At 73.1% G+C, this 16,101-nt stretch carries 19 protein-coding genes and 1 pseudogene; 1 reads left to right on the top strand and 19 read right to left on the bottom strand.

The genetic code is table 11. The annotated features are described in order from the left end of the window. Nucleotides 1-101 precede the first annotated feature (101 nt). The 11 genes from ACN267_RS32125 to ACN267_RS32075 are packed head-to-tail and all read right to left on the bottom strand — an operon-like array spanning nucleotide 102 to nucleotide 6,418. Nucleotides 102-272: a hypothetical protein gene (locus tag ACN267_RS32125; protein ID WP_421487616.1), complete on the bottom strand. Its 171-nt coding sequence runs from the start codon at nucleotides 270-272 to the stop codon at nucleotides 102-104. Then, nucleotides 269-454: a hypothetical protein gene (locus ACN267_RS32120; RefSeq protein WP_421487615.1), complete on the bottom strand. Its 186-nt coding sequence runs from the start codon at nucleotides 452-454 to the stop codon at nucleotides 269-271. The genes ACN267_RS32125 and ACN267_RS32120 overlap by 4 nt, the downstream gene beginning before the upstream one ends. Then, nucleotides 454-1,320 (bottom strand): hypothetical protein, encoded by an 867-nt coding sequence (locus ACN267_RS32115; RefSeq protein ID WP_421487614.1) that lies wholly within the window; start codon nucleotides 1,318-1,320, stop codon nucleotides 454-456. The genes ACN267_RS32120 and ACN267_RS32115 overlap by 1 nt, the downstream gene beginning before the upstream one ends. Nucleotides 1,321-1,339: 19 nt before the next feature. Continuing rightward, the gene (locus ACN267_RS32110; protein WP_421487613.1) at nucleotides 1,340-1,612 is read right to left on the bottom strand and encodes a hypothetical protein; all 273 of its coding nucleotides are present in this window, start codon (nucleotides 1,610-1,612) and stop codon (nucleotides 1,340-1,342) included. Between the two features lie 16 nt (nucleotides 1,613-1,628). Beyond that, nucleotides 1,629-2,054, bottom strand: a complete 426-nt coding sequence (locus tag ACN267_RS32105; RefSeq protein ID WP_421490359.1) for a helix-turn-helix domain-containing protein — start codon at nucleotides 2,052-2,054, stop codon at nucleotides 1,629-1,631. After that, entirely contained in the window at nucleotides 2,051-2,395 is a 345-nt protein-coding gene (locus ACN267_RS32100) for a hypothetical protein (protein ID WP_421490358.1), read from the bottom strand. The genes ACN267_RS32105 and ACN267_RS32100 overlap by 4 nt, the downstream gene beginning before the upstream one ends. Continuing rightward, nucleotides 2,392-3,015, bottom strand: coding sequence for a hypothetical protein (locus ACN267_RS32095; RefSeq protein ID WP_421490357.1), 624 nt, complete (start codon nucleotides 3,013-3,015; stop codon nucleotides 2,392-2,394). The genes ACN267_RS32100 and ACN267_RS32095 overlap by 4 nt, the downstream gene beginning before the upstream one ends. Continuing rightward, nucleotides 3,012-3,434 (bottom strand): hypothetical protein, encoded by a 423-nt coding sequence (locus ACN267_RS32090; RefSeq protein WP_421490356.1) that lies wholly within the window; start codon nucleotides 3,432-3,434, stop codon nucleotides 3,012-3,014. Before ACN267_RS32090 ends, ACN267_RS32095 begins: the two co-directional genes overlap by 4 nt. Next, nucleotides 3,431-6,064 carry a phage/plasmid primase, P4 family gene (locus ACN267_RS32085; RefSeq protein WP_421490355.1) on the bottom strand — a complete coding sequence of 878 codons (2,634 nt, stop codon included), beginning with the start codon at nucleotides 6,062-6,064 and terminating at the stop codon, nucleotides 3,431-3,433. The genes ACN267_RS32090 and ACN267_RS32085 overlap by 4 nt, the downstream gene beginning before the upstream one ends. Further along, a complete protein-coding gene (locus ACN267_RS32080) occupies nucleotides 6,061-6,225 on the bottom strand; it encodes a hypothetical protein (RefSeq protein WP_421490354.1) in 165 nt (54 codons plus the stop codon). The genes ACN267_RS32085 and ACN267_RS32080 overlap by 4 nt, the downstream gene beginning before the upstream one ends. Next, entirely contained in the window at nucleotides 6,215-6,418 is a 204-nt protein-coding gene (locus ACN267_RS32075; protein ID WP_421490353.1) for a helix-turn-helix domain-containing protein, read from the bottom strand. Before ACN267_RS32075 ends, ACN267_RS32080 begins: the two co-directional genes overlap by 11 nt. Nucleotides 6,419-6,526: 108 nt before the next feature. Here ACN267_RS32075 and ACN267_RS32070 point away from each other — a divergent pair, with 108 nt between their 5' ends. After that, a complete protein-coding gene (locus tag ACN267_RS32070) occupies nucleotides 6,527-7,132 on the top strand; it encodes a hypothetical protein (RefSeq protein ID WP_421490352.1) in 606 nt (201 codons plus the stop codon). Between the two features lie 128 nt (nucleotides 7,133-7,260). Here the strand turns inward: ACN267_RS32070 and ACN267_RS32065 are convergent, their stop codons facing one another. From ACN267_RS32065 to pepN, 8 genes and pseudogenes are all read right to left on the bottom strand, one after another. Next, nucleotides 7,261-8,643 (bottom strand): recombinase family protein, encoded by a 1,383-nt coding sequence (locus ACN267_RS32065; RefSeq protein ID WP_421490351.1) that lies wholly within the window; start codon nucleotides 8,641-8,643, stop codon nucleotides 7,261-7,263. 29 nt (nucleotides 8,644-8,672) lie between these two features. Beyond that, nucleotides 8,673-9,461, bottom strand: a pseudogene (locus ACN267_RS32060) (competence protein ComEC); the annotation flags it as partial. Next, nucleotides 9,458-10,174, bottom strand: a complete 717-nt coding sequence (locus ACN267_RS32055) for a helix-hairpin-helix domain-containing protein (protein ID WP_372445999.1) — start codon at nucleotides 10,172-10,174, stop codon at nucleotides 9,458-9,460. The gene ACN267_RS32055 and the pseudogene ACN267_RS32060, both read right to left, overlap by 4 nt. Before the next feature lie 555 nt (nucleotides 10,175-10,729). After that, a complete protein-coding gene (locus ACN267_RS32050; protein WP_421490350.1) occupies nucleotides 10,730-11,581 on the bottom strand; it encodes a DegV family protein in 852 nt (283 codons plus the stop codon). A 142-nt stretch (nucleotides 11,582-11,723) separates the two neighbouring features. Continuing rightward, nucleotides 11,724-12,356, bottom strand: a complete 633-nt coding sequence (locus ACN267_RS32045; protein WP_421490349.1) for a histidine phosphatase family protein — start codon at nucleotides 12,354-12,356, stop codon at nucleotides 11,724-11,726. Further along, nucleotides 12,353-12,757 carry a ribosome silencing factor gene (rsfS, locus tag ACN267_RS32040; protein ID WP_204926278.1) on the bottom strand — a complete coding sequence of 135 codons (405 nt, stop codon included), beginning with the start codon at nucleotides 12,755-12,757 and terminating at the stop codon, nucleotides 12,353-12,355. The genes ACN267_RS32045 and rsfS overlap by 4 nt, the downstream gene beginning before the upstream one ends. A 110-nt stretch (nucleotides 12,758-12,867) precedes the next feature. Further along, nucleotides 12,868-13,464 (bottom strand): nicotinate-nucleotide adenylyltransferase, encoded by a 597-nt coding sequence (gene nadD, locus ACN267_RS32035; protein WP_088644365.1) that lies wholly within the window; start codon nucleotides 13,462-13,464, stop codon nucleotides 12,868-12,870. 57 nt (nucleotides 13,465-13,521) lie between these two features. Further along, nucleotides 13,522-16,038 (bottom strand): aminopeptidase N, encoded by a 2,517-nt coding sequence (gene pepN / locus ACN267_RS32030; RefSeq protein WP_421490348.1) that lies wholly within the window; start codon nucleotides 16,036-16,038, stop codon nucleotides 13,522-13,524. Between the last annotated feature and the right edge of the window lie 63 nt (nucleotides 16,039-16,101).

Here is a 16,101-nt window from a genome sequence, read left to right as displayed (position 1 = left end):
GGCCAGGAATCCACCTCCCCGGCGGTCCCTGCTCAGGGGGGTGGGGGACGGGGATGAGCCCCACCCCCTCCGAGCCGCCGGTCCGCTCGCCCCCGTTCCGGTCACGCTGCATCACTCCCGCGTGGGGTGACGTCGGTCCCGGTGTCGCTGCCGCGGTCGATGCGTACGCCTTGGCGGCGGGTGCGGTAGAGCTGCGAGCCGGCGGCGATGGTGCCGGCCGGGGCGGCGGGTTCGGTGCTGGTGTCCTTGCCGCAGTCCGGGCAGTTGCTCACGGCTGACTCCTCTGCTGGTTGGTCTGCTGGTCGGCGACGGGTATGAGGCCGAGCCGGCGGAGCCGGGCGGCGGCACGCTCGACGGCGGTGGTGGGCGTGGTCGGCATCTGGGTGTCGGGCAGGCCCATGCGGCGTAGGCGGGCGTTGACGCGGTCGCGCAGCGTCGTGCGGTCGACGGCCATCAGGCGACCACGCTGCTGCTGTAGTAGGTGGTTTCGGTGGGAGAGAAGTCCTGGACGACCTGGCGCGGCAGGGCCGACGGTTGCGGCGCCGGGGTCGGGTCGGGCAGGCCGACGATGCGGCGCACGCGGTCACGCATCTCCCGCTCGCGGCTGGCCTGGAAGTCGGCCAGTTCCCGCCGGGCCGTGTTCGCTTCGGCCTCCTGCCTGGCGCGTGCGTCCTTCATCCACTGCTGTTCCACCTCGGCGAGCGTCGCCTCTTCGGCGGCCCGCCGGAGTTCCGCCACCAGTTCGTCACGTCGCTTCCCGGCGTCGGCCACCCGCTGCGCGGTTTCCGCCGGCCGCCCCTTGGTGCACTCCAGCCGGGCGGCGGCCTGGGTGGCACGCAGCTCCAGCAGCGCGGTACGCGCTTCGGCGATCCGGCGGGGGTGCTCGACCTCCACCTGGTCGCGCAGCTGCCGCACTTCGGCCGGGTCGCCACCACCGATGGCCCGCTCCAACGCGGTGAGCGCGACGGAGGCGGCCCGCTCCCGCTCGGTGAGCGTCTGCTCGGCGGCGGCCACCTCACGGGCCAGCGGTTGCGCCATGGTGTCCACGACGATCATCAGTGCGACCAGGGCGGCACTTGCCCCGCGTGGCCCGGCGTCGGCGTAGTGCTGCCGGGAACGCTCGTGCTGGTCGATGACGTTCCACGCTGCGGCTTCGACTGCCGTCGTGTCGACGCCGTCGACCTCGGTCAGGAAGTCGTCGATGGCGGCCTGGGCGGCGGCCCGGTCGGCGACGTGCTCGCGGGTGATGCGCCGCAGCTGGTCGACGAGCCGCTGACCGGCTTCTGCCGGGCTGGCCGTGGTGATGGTGTCGATGGTCACTGTGGTTCTCCGTTCGTGGTCAGGCTGCGTCGAGCAGCGGGAGGGCGGCGGGGCCGGCGTGGTCGACGACCAGGCCGTGCCAGCCCTGCCGGCAGGCGTGGGCGAGGGCGGCGCGGCGCAGCATGTCGTCGCCGCTGTCGGTGGCCCGGGTGATGAGTGCCCCGAGCTGGCCGGGGCTGGTGATGGCGGCGACTCGGTCGGCGGCGTCGCGGTAGCTGATCGCCTCGGCCGGTCCGGCACCGTCGGGAAGGCCGAACAGGGCCCGCTCCAGGCTGGGCGGTTCGGGTGGCATGACGCTCCCCTGCTGGTCAGGCTGCCCGGCCGGCCCGGTAGTGCTCCAGGTCTTCCCGGTCGATGCGCCACCGGTCGCCGTCGCGGTGGGCGGGTAGCCTGCCGGCGGCGATGGCGGCGCGTACTCCCCGGTCGGTGATGCCGATCCGGTCAGCCGCTTCCGTCGTGGACAGCTCGCACGATGCCCCGAGTTCCGGCCGGTTCCGCTGGTCAGTTCCGTGATCGGAACCGGGGACGGCCTGTTGCCTCCACGCGGCGGCGGCGACCGCCAGGGCGACGAGCACCGCGTCGACCTCGGGGTCGGCACCGCGCTGTGCGGTGCGGACCTGCCGCAGGTTCGCGTGCCGCTCCAGCCAGGCGGCGACCCGGCCGGGCACAACCACTGTCGGGCCGTCGAGGCCGTGAACGTACGCGGCCGGGGGTCGCCATTCCCGTTCGGTCACTCGCCCGGCCCCCGGGTGTGGGTGAACGCCTCGGCGAGGTGCCGCACGATCCCCACCAGTTCCCGCCGCAGCACCCGCGCGGTGGCCGGGTGCAGGCCGGCGGCGGCGACCGTGGCAGTGATCCCGTCGACCACGGCCGGCGGCAGGGCCCGGTCGCGGTGCCCGGCCAGCCACGTCGTGCAGGTCGGGCACAGGTGGTGCGTGCCGGCGGGGGTGGGCGGCAGCGGCCCGCCGAGCCGGGACCGGTAGGCCACCGGCCCGTCGAGGGTGCGCGTCGTCCACCCGGCGGCGAGAGAGTCACCGGCGGCGGCCGGGCAGAGGACGCAGCGGAGGATGCTCACCGGCGTGCGCCTCGCCCCCGGCCCCGGCCGCGCGCACCTCGCGGCTTGCTCCGGCCACTGCCCGGCACCGGCCGCCCGGCGGTGACCGGGTGGCTGTCGACGGCAGGGGGCCGACAGCCGTCGCAGGTGCCGTACTGGTAGACCAGCGGGCCGAGCTGCACCATGCCCGGGTACACCCCGTCGCCGTGCTCCACCCCGGCGCACACCCGGCCGCAGGCGTCGCAGGTGCGGTCCCGGGCGCTGCCCCGGGCGAGCGCGGTCAGGTGCACGCAGCGGGAGCACACCACCAGGCGGGGCCGCCACGCGGCGGCGACGATGGGCTGCGGCCGGTCGGGGGTGGGCTGGTGCCGGCAGGTGACGGCCTGCCCGTCGACCCACGCGGTGAGGGTGTCGAGCAGTCCGAGGCGCAGCCACCCGGGCACGTCGGCGGTGGTCGGGTGGTGCCGCTGGTGGCCGTCGTAGGCTGCCCGGCCGACGGTGGTCATGAGGCGTAGGGCGTCGTCGGCGGCGGCGTCGACCTGGTCGACGTGCCCGGTGGGGGTGTGCGCCCGGACGTGCGCCATCAGTTCCTCGTACCGGGGGTGCAGCATCAACGCCTCCAGGGCGAGGGCGGGCGTCACCGGGCTGACCCTTCGGCGTCGGGCGTCGGGTCGGCGTCGGGGTGGTAAATCCGGTACGTGTGCGTGGGGCTGTCGCCGAAGTCGTCGACGAAGCCGCCCGGGTCGGCGTCGAGCGGCACGACCGTGCCGTCGGCCTTGAGCCCCCAGCCCACCAAGGGCTGCGACCACTCGCCACCGCTGGCGGTCTTCCACGCCACCCGCCACCCGCCAGCCGGCGCGATGGCGACAAGCTCGGAGTACGGGTAAGGCTCGACGCCGTCGAAGTCCCGGGACCTGTCCGCACGTACGAGTGCGCCGGTCTTCTCGCTGACGACCAGGGGGTGGCCCTCGTCGTCGAACGCGACGAGCGGCAGGTGGATGTGGTGGGTGGAGTTGGCGCGCTTGTACCGGGCGGCGAGCCCTCGGGGCGCTGGGATCATCGGGGTGCCTCGCAGTTCTGGTAGTGGGCGGCAGCGTCGTACGGCCATCCGCAGTCGGGGCAGGGAGGGGCCTCGTCCGGCCACAGGGAGGGGCCGGAAGCCCCGCCGAACATCGCTGTCGGTCGATGCTGCAAGGGGTGCAAGGCTGAATCCTGGAAACTCTCGCGCGTATAGGAATCTGCGTTCACCGGGATCTGCCTTGCATCCCTTGCACTCGCCTCTGCGGTGACGGCTTTCGCCTGCTCAGTGGCGGTGTCGCCGCCAACGGTGAAGCGGACGCCCAACCAAGCCATGTAGCGGTTTGACGGGCCTGGCCGGACCAAGCCGGGCATCGCCGGACGGCGGGACAGCCCCTCCCTGTGGGTGATCTGGCGCTTCTCGACCCGGTGCTTCTTCACCTCGTCGTGCTCGCCGAACCTGCTCGTGAACACCTTGTCCGACCACGCTCGGTGTCCGTGGTCGGACAGCCACTCCGTGAAGTCGCCGAGCAGTTCGGTGGAGATGACATGACTGTCCCGGTCCGGCACCAGGCGCTCGTCGATGTAGGCCAGCACCAGGTCGGATTCGGCCCGCCACGCGCGGGAGGCGTCCACGACCCGCTGCGGCATCTCCGGCATGACCCGGCCGGCCTGGTACCAGCGGTGCGCCCCGGCGACCATCCACGCCAATGCAGCCTCGCGGGCAGCCTCGGTGGCCGCCAGGCGCTCGCGCAGCGTGGGATCGCCGAGGCGGTCGTCAGGTCCGGTGATGTCTGCGGCGCGCTTGACGAACCGGTACGGGAACTGCGCCAACGCCAGCCGCCGCCACGTCCCGTGGTCGGTTTCCTCCACCAACGGCCGGTAGTTCGTCGACAGGAACAGGCTGTGCGTCGCCTTGAACGTGACCGAGTCCTGACGGATGTAGCGCGCCTCGATCTCCGGCGTGCCGACGACCTTCTTGAGCCGGCCGACGGACAGCCGCCGCGCCTCGGGCGTCTCCTCGATCAGCGCCAGCCGGGCCCCGCGCAGCTCCATCAGCTCGGTGGGGTGCGACCCGGCGTCGGCGAGCAGCACCCGGTCGGAGACAAGCACGTAGTAGCTGCCGAGCACCTTGCCGGCGGTGCCGAGCAGGGTCGTCTTGCCGTTCTCCCCGCCGCCCTGGTTGACCACCAGCACGTCGTCGGGCGTCATGTGGCCGGTGACGGCCTGGCCGAGGCGCACCTGGTACCAGTCGCGCACGTCATCAGGGATGGCCTGGAGCGCGGTGCTCCAGTCAGGGTGAACCGCGTCAGGCCGGTAGGCGACGGCGGTCATCTTGGTCATCAGCAGCGCGGGGTCGTGCGCCATCAGTTCCTTGGTGCGCAGGTTGACCACGCCCGACGGGGTGTTGAGCAGGTCGGGTTGCTGGTCGAAGTGCGCCGCGTCCTGGAGCAGGATGCCGCGCGCCAACGAGGCGATGGCGCCGATGCGGCCCCTGTTGAGCAGGGTGGACAGCATCTTGCGCCGGTCGCCGGTCGCCCCGTCCTGGACCTCGCTGGTGAACAGGTCGAGCACGTACTGGCGGACCACCTCGATGACGGCAGCCTCGGTGCTGCGACTCCACTGCTTCCCGTCCCACTCCATCCAGCCGAGCGCAGCCGTCCAGCAGAACCGGGCGCTGAGCACGCCGTCGCTGACCGTCTCGGCCATCCGGGCGTCGGACAGGTCATCGTCGGCGGGTTGCCGCTGACGCTGGCCGGGCACGGTGGCCTTGCGGCCGGGCTTGCCCCACGACCGGGCCACCTCGGCGTCGACGCGCCCGACGTACTTGGCGTGCCGTTCGCACCACGGGCCCATGACCGTGACGGCCTGGCCCTGGGTGAATCCGGCCTCGGCGAGTTCCCGCACGATCCGGTGGAACCGTTCGGACCGGTCGCCGGGGTCGGCGTCGAGCAGCTCGGCGACCCGGCGGGGCAGCGGCCCGTCGAGGGGTTCGGCGGTAGCCGCGGACAGGGCCGGCGCGGTCTTCACGGTGAGGGCGTCGGCGAGCCATCCGGGCAGCTCGGCGAACGGGGCGTCCCAGTCGTCCGGGGTGTAGACGGCCCCCGTCTCGTGGATGCTCCCGGGGCCGACGACGTACCCGTTGCGGCCTCGCACGTCGATGCCCTTGGGCAGGCTGCCGGTGGCGGTGGTGAACGGGCTGTCCAGCGGCACCCGGAAGTACAGGTGTCGGCCGCCGCCGGCCCGGCCGGTGCTGACGGTGAAGGTGCGCGGGATCGTGTGGCCGTGCTCGTCTGCGTACTTCTGGAAGACCCCCGGGGCGTCTTCGTCGATGACGAGCAGGCGGGACGCCCGGCAGTCGATGCCGTAGTTGCGGGTGGCCCCGGCGAAGTGGACTGCGATGTCAGCGACCTTGGAGCTGGACTCGATCGACCACTTCTTCACGACCGGGTGCTTGCCCCGCTTGGTGCAGGCGTCGGGGTCGTGGTCGGGGGTCCGCACGCCAGCACACTTCGGCAGTTCCGGGTGGTCAACGGGGAAGATGTAGCAGCCACGGTCGACCATCGCCAGCGCGCCGTCGAGCGTCGTACTCTCTTCGTAGGTCCCGCTGACCTGTTCGCCGCCCGCCTCCCGGCCTTCACCCCGGGGGCGGGCGTTCTGCATGGTGGTCATGCCGCTTCGGCCTCCCGTCGCTGGACGGGTGCCGGCCGGGTAACGGCCTGCGCGGCGGGCCGGAGCAGAGCGGCCAACCGGATCAGCAGTGCGTCGGTCGGCGGCGGGGCGGCATCAACGAGCCGCCGCACGTAGTCGGCGTGCGGGTAGTCAGGCTGCATCGGTGGTCACCGCCTCGCCGAGCTGTCGGGCGAGGTACGCCCGTGCGGCCTCCGGGGGGATGCGGCGCAACGCACCGATCTTCACCGACTGGAGTTCGCCGGAGTCCATGAGCTTGTAGATCGTGCTCCGGCCGCACTGGAAGAGTTCGCAGACCTGATCGACGGTGTAGAGCCGGGTGTCCGTGGTCGCCACGTCCATACCTCCGAGGGGATGCGCGGCTTGACCGAGTAAGCCGCGCTGATCTTCGGTTGTAGGGAAGCACGTCCGCCCCCGTATGCGCAAGTAGCTCAACTTACGCGCATGTCCGGCGTTGCTTGCGCGGCGAAGTCGCGCGGTGCGATGCTGGCCGGCATGCGTTGGGTGGAGTTCGGCTCGCAGGGCTGGGTGCGCGTGAACGGCCTGAGCGACGGTGACGAGAAGTTCGTGGTGATCGCCAAGACCAGGGAATGGGAGGGCCGCAGGGTCATTGCCGACCTGGTCATCAGTGCCGGCGGCGGGCCGCCTGGGGTTACCGCCGGAAAGCTGAAGGCGGTGCCGATCGGCTGGATTGAGAGCGCGATCAACACCCCCGAAGCCCTGACTTGGCTGGCCCAACAGGACAGCGAAGACCCGAACGCTGACCCGACCCGGGAAGCTCTGAACAAGCGCAAGCGCGACTACTTCGAGCAGCTGCGGCCGTTCAGCACAGAGGAACTGCCGAAGCTGGTCCGCCCGGACGGGACGAACCCGGACGGGTTCTATCGTCTGGTCGCTGCGGCGTACGTGGCGGCGGTAGCCAGCTCGGGCAAGCCCGCTGCGGTGATCGCTGAGCGGAGCGAGGTGCCGGTGGCCACTGTCCACCGTTGGATTGCCGAGGCTCGGCGGCGGGGCTTCCTGCCGCCGGCTCGGAAGGGCCGCGCCGGGTGATACGCGGGCACGGCAGGGCCTAAGATCCTGCATGGGTCTGCTCGCCTTCTTGGGGGATGAGCGGATCAAGTCGTCCCCGGCAGGCGCTGGAATCGCCTCGCCGGGGGCGCATTCAGTTGTGGGTCAGGTCAGTACTTCCATTCGATCTCAACCCGCTCGGGCCGGAAGATGCGTTGACCACGGCCGGTCGGGTGCACCTTGACCACCATGAGCAGGTCGACCACTTCTCGGCGGAGGGCTACGGGCATCTGCGCCCAGGCCTCGCCGATGTCGGGCCGGGCGACGTCGCGGAGGATCTGCGGCACCCTCGCCGAGTACGCCCGGCGCTCGGCCGCGTTGATCTCGCCGAGCAGCCTCGCTTCGATCTTCGCTAGGCCAGCCGGTGAGATGTTGCCGGCGGCGGACGCCGCGTAGAACGCCTCCAGGCGAGTACGCATCTCGGCCGCTTCACCCTCGGCCCGCTTGGCTTCGTCGTCCTGGTGGGGGGCAGCGAGCACCTTGATGACGTCCGGCCGGGCCAGCCACTCAACGACGATGGCCTCAACGAACTCTTCCAGATTGGTCGTCTTCACCGAGACGCAGAACCCTCGCGTGCACAGGTAGGCGAAGTGGGTCCGGTTCTTCTGCACACGCATCCGCGATCCGCAGGCGCCGCACCGTGCAGCGCCGGACAGCAGGTGCTTCACGGTGGTGTCGCGGACGGTCTTACGCCTGGGGTCGTCCATCCGCACCTTGCAGTTGATGTAGTCGGCTTCGTCGAGAATTGCCGGCCACTGCCCTTCGCCGATGACCTGCCCCCGGTGGACCCGCTGCCCGATGTACGCGGGGTTGGTGACTACTCGGCGAACCTGGGTCAGGTCCCACTGCCCGCCGCGCGGTGCGGTGATACCTCGGGCGTTGAAGTCCAGCGCGACGGCACGGCAGGGTTCGCCGGCGGCGACGCGGCGCGCGGCTTCGCGGATGACCTCGGCCTGCTCGGTGTTGATGACCTGGCGGACGAAGTTGCCTCGCTCGTCGTACTCGCGCAGGTAGCCGTAGAGCAGCTTCCCGTGGGGGCGGCCGGCGGCGGCGGCGCTGCGGACGCCGCGTAGCACCCGGTCGCGGGTGACGTCAGCCTCGCGTTCGGCGAGCAGCGCGTCGAGGCCGGTGTTGAACCGGTCGTCCGTGCGGCTGAGGTCGTACGTACGACCCGAGTAGGAGTAGAGGATTCCCCGGTCGGCGCAGAGGTCGCGCAGCTTGAGGTAGTCCGCCAGGTCCCGCTGGGCGCGCGAGCCCTCCCACAGCACGAGCACGTCAACCGGGTGTTCGGCCAGGTAGTCGCGCAGCTTGAGGTAGTCGGGCCTGGGGCGCTTGCTGTGCCGGCTGGCGCTGCGGTCGTTGTCGCAGAACACCCGGTCGACGGTCCACCCTTGGCGCTCGCAGAGCTGGCGGCATTCGGCCTCTTGGTCCTCGACGGACCGGCCAGTCTCCCGGGGATCGGAGCTGACCCGCGTGTAGATGACGGCTTTCACGACTCGGGACACTACAGGGTTGACGAGTCGTTGTCACCGGACACGGCGTTGAGGTGGGTCATCCCGGTGGCCCGGAAGTCCTCCTCCACGGTGGCCGGCAACCGGCTGGTGTCCCCGACGACCAGGCCGGGCAGCAGGCCACCCTGCTCGGGCGGGAGCGGGGCGCAGGCCCGGTGCAGACCGGCCCGCAGGGTGCCGGCGGCGCGCTGGAGCCACGGCGGTGACCCGTTCCGGACCGGTGGGCCGGACACGGTCAGCACGGCGGCGGTGAGGTCACCGCCCCGGGGTGCGGCGAGCCTGCCCTGGACGGTCAGCCGCTGCCCCGGCAGCAGACCCCGCCAGGCCGGGTCGGTGGCGAGCACGAGCAGGCGTGCCGGAACCCGGAGGCGGTGGCCCTGCGGGTCGGTGAGGACGCTCGACTGCGCGGTGACGAGCAGGGTCGCCGGACGGCCTGGTGCCCCGCGTACCGGGCGGGGATCGTCGCGGAGCACCAGGTCGACGGTGACCCGGGCCCGGTCGTCGACCAGCGGGCTCAGTGGTGCGGCGTCCCGCACGTGCAGCCGGGCCGCGGTGGCGGTGCCGCCGCAGACCACGCCGAGCAGCACCGCGACGGCGATCCAGCCGTACCGGCGGACCGGGGCGGCCGGGCGGCCCAGCACCGCGAGCAGGTGCGCGGTGAGCAGGGCGGCGAGGACGGCGGCGCTCGCGGCGAGCAGGACCGCCGGGCGGGTGGTGAGGTGCAGGCAGGACAGCGCCGCCAACCAGGCCGCCACCGCCAGCCCGGCCAGCCGCAGGTCGGGTGCACGGTCGGTGGTCACACCGTCACCAGGTCCTTGAGCTGCTCGTACCGGGCGTCGCCGATGCCGTCGACCTGGCGCAGGTCGCCCACGCTGCGGAAGCCGCCGTGCTGGTCGCGGTGGGTGAGGATGCGTTGGGCGAGCACCGGACCGACCCCGGGCAACGCGTCGAGCTGGGCCAACGTGGCGGTGTTGAGGTTGACCCGGCCACCCGATGTCGCCCCGCCGGGTGCCGCCGCCGGCCCGGCCGGGGCCGCACCGGAGCCTACGGTGCCGGGTGGGGCGGTGACACCGACCAGGATCAGCTCCCCGTCGGCCACCTTCCGGGCCGGGTTGAGCAGTGCCACGTCGGTGCCGGGCAGGGCCCCGCCGGCCGCCTCGACCGCGTCGGCGACCCGCGCCCCGGCCGGCACCCGGACCAGACCGGGCCGGCGGACCCGCCCGGCCACCGCCACCACCAGCTCGCCGGTCGGCGCGACGGCCGGACCGGACGCGGGCCCGCCGGAGGACTCCGGCCCGGCCAGCGTCGCCGCGGGGCGCACCGGTTCCGGCTGTGGACGGGACCGCCAGGCCCAGAATCCCGCGCCGAGCACCACGACCACCGCCACGGCCGCCAGCGCCCGAACCCCGCGCCGGCCGGGGTCGAAGACACCGGGACCGGGCAACCGGGCGGCCGGTGCCGGGTCGTCACCGTCGGCGGGATGCCGGTGGTCCAGGTCGCCGGGGCGGAACACGGCCGGATCGTCCACCGCACGACGACGTGCACCCGTGTCACGAGGGCCGTCGTCGTGGCGACGTGGACCGGCGTCGGGAGAGTCATCGTCATGTCGACGTGGACCGGCGTCGGAAGGGCCGTCGTCATGCGCCCCGGGACCGGGTGGAACACCGTCGAGGTAGTCGCCGAGGTCGAGGGAGCCAGCGTCGCGGAAACCGGCGTCGGTGGCCGGCCGGGAACGGCGGCCGGCCGACGCCCCGGCCGTGCCCGCCTCCGGCGACGTCCCACCCGCACCCGGTACGCGCAACGCCCCCGGCCGGTACGGGCGGGGTGGCGGCTGCGGCGGGTCCGCCGTCCGTGCCACCGCCGCCACCCCGGCGGTCAACCGGTACAGCCGTCCCCGCACCCTGGTTTCCTCGTCCTCCGACACGGCGCGAGGTTAGGCCGGTGGGCGGCACCCGTTCCGGCCGGCGGAGGTCGGCTGTGGACGGCGACGGCGGCTGTGGACAACCGCCTGATCATGGCCGGATCTGCTATGCGGACCCCGACCGACGGACACTGCGGCCGGAGCGGTTCAGGCCGGACGACGGTGGACCACGACTCCGGCCAGGCCCGGCCCGGCGTGGGCGGCGACCACCGCACCGACCTCGGAGACGTACGTGTCGTGCAGGCGGTCGCCGAGCCGGGCGGTGAGCGCCTGCACCAGGTGCTCGGCCCGGTGCGGGGCGGCGAGGTGGTGCACGCCGAGGTCGACCTCGGCGTCGGCGGCGGCCTCGACCGCCAGGTCGATCAGACGGGCCATCCCCCGGCTGGCGGTACGCACCTTGTCGCGTACCACGATCGTGCCGTCCGGTATGTGCATGATCGGTTTGACCGACAGGGCGGTGCCGAGCAGCGCCTCCGCCGCGTTGATCCGGCCGCCCCGGCGCAGGAACTCCAGCGTGTCGACGTAGAAGAAGATGGTGGTCCGGTCGACGGCGGCCAGCGCCGCCGCGCGTACCCCGGGCAGGTCGGCACCCGCCTCGGCGGCGCCGGCGGCGGCCAGCGCCGGGAAGCCCAGCCCCATGCCTGTGGACCGGCTGTCGACGACCTCGACGCGGTCGCCGACCTCGGCGGCGGCGAGCCGGGCCGCGTCGACCGTGCCGGACAGGTCGGCCGACAGGTGCACCGACAGCACGCCGTCCGCGCCGTCGGCCAGCAGCCGCCGGTACGTGGCGGCGAACTGCGCCGGGGACGGCCGGGACGTGCTCACCGAGACCCGCCGGCCACCGAGGGCCCGGGTGGCGTCGGCGGGGAGGGTCTCCACCCCCTCCTGCCCTTCCGCGCCGTTGAGGACGACGGTCAGCGGCACCACGGTCAACCGGTGCGCCCGCACCGGCCCGGGTGGAAGGTAGGCGGTGGAGTCGGTGACGACCGCGACGGACATGCCCGGCACGCTAGCCGATGCCGGGCCACCCGCCCTGGCCGGCCGGCACTGACCTCCCGGCCCGGCCGGCTCAGCGCGCTGCGGGCCAGCTGGCCCAGCGCGCTGCGGGGCGGCCGGGGCGGGGCGCTGCCGGCCGGTCGACTCAGACCGGCTCGGCCGGTGGCGGGGGCGGAGCGATCGGGCCCACGTTGTGCGCGCGCAGGTGCCAGCCCCGCAGGTCGTTGCGGCGCAGTTCGGTCCAGTGGCAGTTGGCCAGCGCGCCGATGCTGCGCAGCACGGTGTGGTCCCAGCCGAGGAGCTGACCGACGCCCTGTCGGGCCGCGCCACCGTGGGTGGCGACCACGACGGTGCCCCCGTCGGCCAGCTCGGCGGCGGCCAGCAACGCCTCGCCGACCCGCTTGCCGAGGTCGTCGAGGGGTTCGATGCCCGCTCCCGGGTCCGGGTCGCCGGCCCGCCACCGGGCGTGCTCGGTGGGGAACCGGGCGGCGGCGTCGGTGAGGGCGAGGCCCTGCCACCGGCCGAAGTGCCGTTCCCGCAGCCGGGCGTCGGGGCGTACCGGCTGGCCGGTGAGCCGGGTGAGCGCGGCGGCGGTGTCGGCGGCGCGGCGCAGGTCGGAGGCGACGACGACGTCCGGGCGCAGCGCCGCGAGCAGCGGGGCGGCGGCGGCGGCCTGCTCCTGGCCGAGGTCGTTGAGGGGTACGTCGGTCTGCCCCTGCACCCGACCGGTGGCGTTCCAGTCGGTGTTGCCGTGCCGCCAGATGATCAGGCGGGTCATTCGGCGGCGGCACCCGCGGCGTCGGCCTCGACCAGGTCGCGGTCGACGAACGGGAGCTGGGGGCAGTCCTTCCAGAGCCGGTCGAGAGCGTAGAACTCGCGCTCCTCGGTGTGCTGGACGTGGACCACGATGTCGACGTAGTCGAGCAGCACCCAGCGGCCACCCCGCTCACCCTCGCGGCGAATCGGCTTGGCCTTCTCGGGCAGCTCCAGCAGACGTTCCTCGACGGCGTCGACGATGGCCATCACCTGACGCTCGTTGGGTGCCGAGGCCACCAGGAACGCGTCGGTGATGGCGAGCTGGTCACCCACGTCGATGATGACGATGTCCTGCGCCTTCTTGTCGGCCGCGGCCTGGGCGGCGGCCATCGCCAGCTCGTGAGCGCGTTCGGAAACTGTCACCGTTCTCCTTCGATCAACCGTGCGACCCGTCAAGCGTCTCACACCCGGCGCGGAGACGACTTGTCAGTTCTGGCCGCTTACCGGCACGAAGTGGGAGCAACCGGGCATGATCACCGTTGGTAGAGTCGCCGTTTCGCGATGTACTGCACCACACCGTCGGGCACCAGGTACCAGACCGGTTCCCCCCGACCCACCCGTTCCCGGCAGTTGGTCGAGGAGATCGCCATCGCGGGCACCTGCACCAGGCTGACCGTGTCGGCGGGCAGGTGCTTGTCGGTCAGCTCGAACCCGGGCCGGGTCACCCCGATGAAGTGGGCCAGCGCGAAGATCTCGTCCAGATCCTTCCAGGACAGGATCCGCTCCAGCGCGTCGGCGCCGGTGATGAAGTGCAGCTGCGCCTTCGGGCCGTACTCGTGGTGCAGGTCCCGCAGGGTGTCGACGGTGTAGGTGGGACCACCGCGGTCGATGTCGACCCGGCTGACCTGGAACCGGGGGTTGGAGGCGGTGGCGATCACCGTCATCAGGTAGCGGTCCTCGGCCGGGCTGACCGGGGTGTCCGCCTTCTGCCACGGCTGACCCGTCGGCACGAAGACCACCTCGTCCAGGCCGAACCGGTCCGCCACCTCGCTGGCCGCCACCAGGTGACCGTGATGGATCGGGTCGAAGGTGCCGCCCATGATGCCGATCCGTCGGATGTCGTCCTCCACCCCATGATCGTAGGCCGCCCCGCGCCGGGCCCGCCGGGGCCCGGCGCGGACCGAGCGTCAGGCGGCGGCAGCGGCGACCGCCGTGCGGGCGACCAGGGCCCGACGCAGGTCGTCGGCGGCGTCGACGACGCTGCGGCGCAGCCCGGGGGTGAGGTCGTCGCGGCTGAGCAGGGCCGCGGCCGAATCCAGGGTGGGCGGGGCCACGGCGTACCGGGGGAAGGCCAGCCGGGCGACCCGTTCGGCCACCCAGGCGGTACGCCGCCGCGCCGCCGCCGGCATCTCGGCGAAGTACCTGTCGACGTACGTGCCGGTCAGCTCGGCCTGCTCGGGTTGCCAGAACCCTTCGGCCGCCGCCTCGACGAGCCGGTTGGAGCAGGTGGTGTCCCGGGTGATGATCTCCCAGGCGGCGTCCTTCGCGGCCACCTCCGGCCGGGCCGCCCGGCACCGGGCCGCCCGCTGGGCACCGGTGGCGCTGCGGTCGGCCGACGCCTCGGCGGCGATCTCGGGCTCACCGGCCGCACCCAGCACCACCAGCCGGTGCAGCAGCGCCCAGCGCAGCTCGGCGTCGACGGCCAGCCCGTCGGGCACGCCACGGCCGGCGAGCCACCCGACGAGCAGGTCGGCGTCGGCGGTGGCGGAGAGCAACCCCCGGGCGGCGGCCAGTTGCAACGAGCCGCCGGCCGGGGCGGCGGCGAGCAGCGCGGCACATGCCTCGGCCGTGCGCAGCAGCGCGGCGTCCCGGGCGAGCGGGTCGAGGTAGCGGTCGACCAGGTTGCGGCTGCGGGCGAGCACGCTCTCGGCGACGGCCACCTCGGTCTCGGTGGGCAGAGCCGCCGTCAGCAGCGCCACCACCGCCGACACCGGCCGTTCGCCGTCGGTGGCGGCGTCCAGCGACTCCTCCCAGAGCAGCGCGCGGGCCAGCGGGTCGGTGAGCGTGGGCAGCACCGTGCCGACCGCGTCCACCGATGTCGGATCGAGCCGGATCTTGGCGAAGGTGAGGTCACCGTCGTTGGGCAGGAGCAGGCCCCCGGCGACCCGGCCGGTCAGCGCGGGCAGCTCGGTGCGCCCGCCGTCCGCGGCCGGGTCGAGGTCGACCTCGACCCGCTCGGCCGCGCCGTCGGGGGCGTACCGGCCGACGGCGATCCGGTGCGGGCGCAGCACCGGGTGCTCCGACGGCGCGGTCTGCACCACCGCCACCGAGGACCACCGGCCGTCGGCGTCCACCGAGGTCTCCGTCCGCAACGTGTTGACCTGCGGTTGGCGCAGCCAGCGGGCGGCCCAGTCGGTGAGGTCCCGCCCGCTGGCGGCGCTGAGGTTGGCGAGCAGGTCGGCCAGGGTGGCGTTGCCGAACCGGTGGGCGGCGAAGTGCCGGTTGAGCCCGGCCAGGAAGGCGTCGTCACCGAGCCAGGCGACGAGCTGGCGGAGCACGCTGGCGCCCTTGGCGTACGAGATGCCGTCGAAGTTGAGCAGGCCCTGGGCGGCGTCGGCGACCTCGTCCGGGGCGACCGGATGGGTGGACGGGCGCTGGTCGGCGGCGTACCCCCAGGCCTTGCGACGGATCGCGAACGTCGTCCAGGCCTGGTCGAACCGGGTGGCCTCGGCGGTGACCCGGGTGCCCAGGTACTCGGCGAAGGACTCGTTGAGCCACAGGTCGTCCCACCAGCGCATGGTGACCAGGTCACCGAACCACATGTGGGCCATCTCGTGGGCGATGGTGGTGGCCCGCTGCTCCCGTTCGCTGTCGGTGACCGCCGAACGGAAGACGTCGTCGTCGCGGATGGTGACCAGACCGGGGTTCTCCATCGCCCCGGCGTTGAACTCCGGCACGAACGCCTGGTCGTACTTGACGAACGGGTAGGGCTCGGCGAAGAGCTGGTGGAAGCGGTCCAGGCACTGCTTGGTGACGGTGAGGATCTCGTCGAGGTCGGCGTCGAGGTGCGCGGCCAACGACTGCCGGCAGTAGACGCCGAGCGGGATGCCGTCGTGGCTGTCCCGCCGGACGTGCCAGGGGCCGGCGATCAGCGTGACGAAGTAGCTGGCCAGGGGGGCGGTGGGGGCGAACTCCCAGCGGCCCGGGGCCGGGTTGGCGGCGAGCGGGCCGTTGCCGGCGACCGTCCACTGTGGCGGGGCGGTCACCGTGAGGGCCACCGGGGCCTTGAGGTCGGGCTGGTCGAAGGCGGCGAAGATGCGCGGCGCCTCGTCCAGGAACGACATCGCGTAGAGGTACGTCGCCCCGTCGGCCGGATCGACGAACCGGTGCATCCCCTCACCGGTGTTGGAGTAGGCCATCTCGGCGGTGACCGTGAGGGTGTTCTCCGCCGCCAGCCCGGTGAGCGGGAACCGGCCGTCGGTGAGCGCTCCCGGGTCCAGCTCCCGGTCGTTGAGCCGGACCGTCTCCAGGGTCGCGGGTTTGACCTCGACGAAGGTCTCGGCACCGGCGGTGGCCCGGAACCGGATGGTGGTCGTCGACCGGAAGCGCTCCTCGCCACCGGTCAGATCGAGGTCCACCTGATAGGACTCGACATCGATCAGTGCGCGACGCGCGGTCGCCTCTACACGGGTCAGGCTCGGCATCCGCTTATCCTGCCCGACGGGGAGCCGGCCGGGCTCCCCGATACGCGCGGCAATGGAGGATCA

The sequence above is a fragment of the Micromonospora sp. WMMD734 genome, from assembly GCF_049178975.1.
Lineage (GTDB): Bacteria > Actinomycetota > Actinomycetes > Mycobacteriales > Micromonosporaceae > Micromonospora > Micromonospora wenchangensis.
This window is presented reverse-complemented; position numbering and strand designations above follow the sequence as displayed.

Coding starts and splice junctions, on each gene's coding strand:
- ACN267_RS32090 (WP_421490356.1), bottom strand. CDS start 3,434: ATGATCCCAGCGCCCCGAGGGCTCGCCGCCCGGTACAAGCGCGCCAAC.
- ACN267_RS32110 (WP_421487613.1), bottom strand. CDS start 1,612: ATGCCACCCGAACCGCCCAGCCTGGAGCGGGCCCTGTTCGGCCTTCCC.
- ACN267_RS32070 (WP_421490352.1), top strand. CDS start 6,527: ATGTCCGGCGTTGCTTGCGCGGCGAAGTCGCGCGGTGCGATGCTGGCC.
- ACN267_RS32120 (WP_421487615.1), bottom strand. CDS start 454: ATGGCCGTCGACCGCACGACGCTGCGCGACCGCGTCAACGCCCGCCTA.
- ACN267_RS32045 (WP_421490349.1), bottom strand. CDS start 12,356: ATGACCCGCCTGATCATCTGGCGGCACGGCAACACCGACTGGAACGCC.
- ACN267_RS32080 (WP_421490354.1), bottom strand. CDS start 6,225: ATGCAGCCTGACTACCCGCACGCCGACTACGTGCGGCGGCTCGTTGAT.
- ACN267_RS32050 (WP_421490350.1), bottom strand. CDS start 11,581: ATGTCCGTCGCGGTCGTCACCGACTCCACCGCCTACCTTCCACCCGGG.
- pepN (WP_421490348.1), bottom strand. CDS start 16,038: ATGCCGAGCCTGACCCGTGTAGAGGCGACCGCGCGTCGCGCACTGATC.
- ACN267_RS32085 (WP_421490355.1), bottom strand. CDS start 6,064: ATGACCACCATGCAGAACGCCCGCCCCCGGGGTGAAGGCCGGGAGGCG.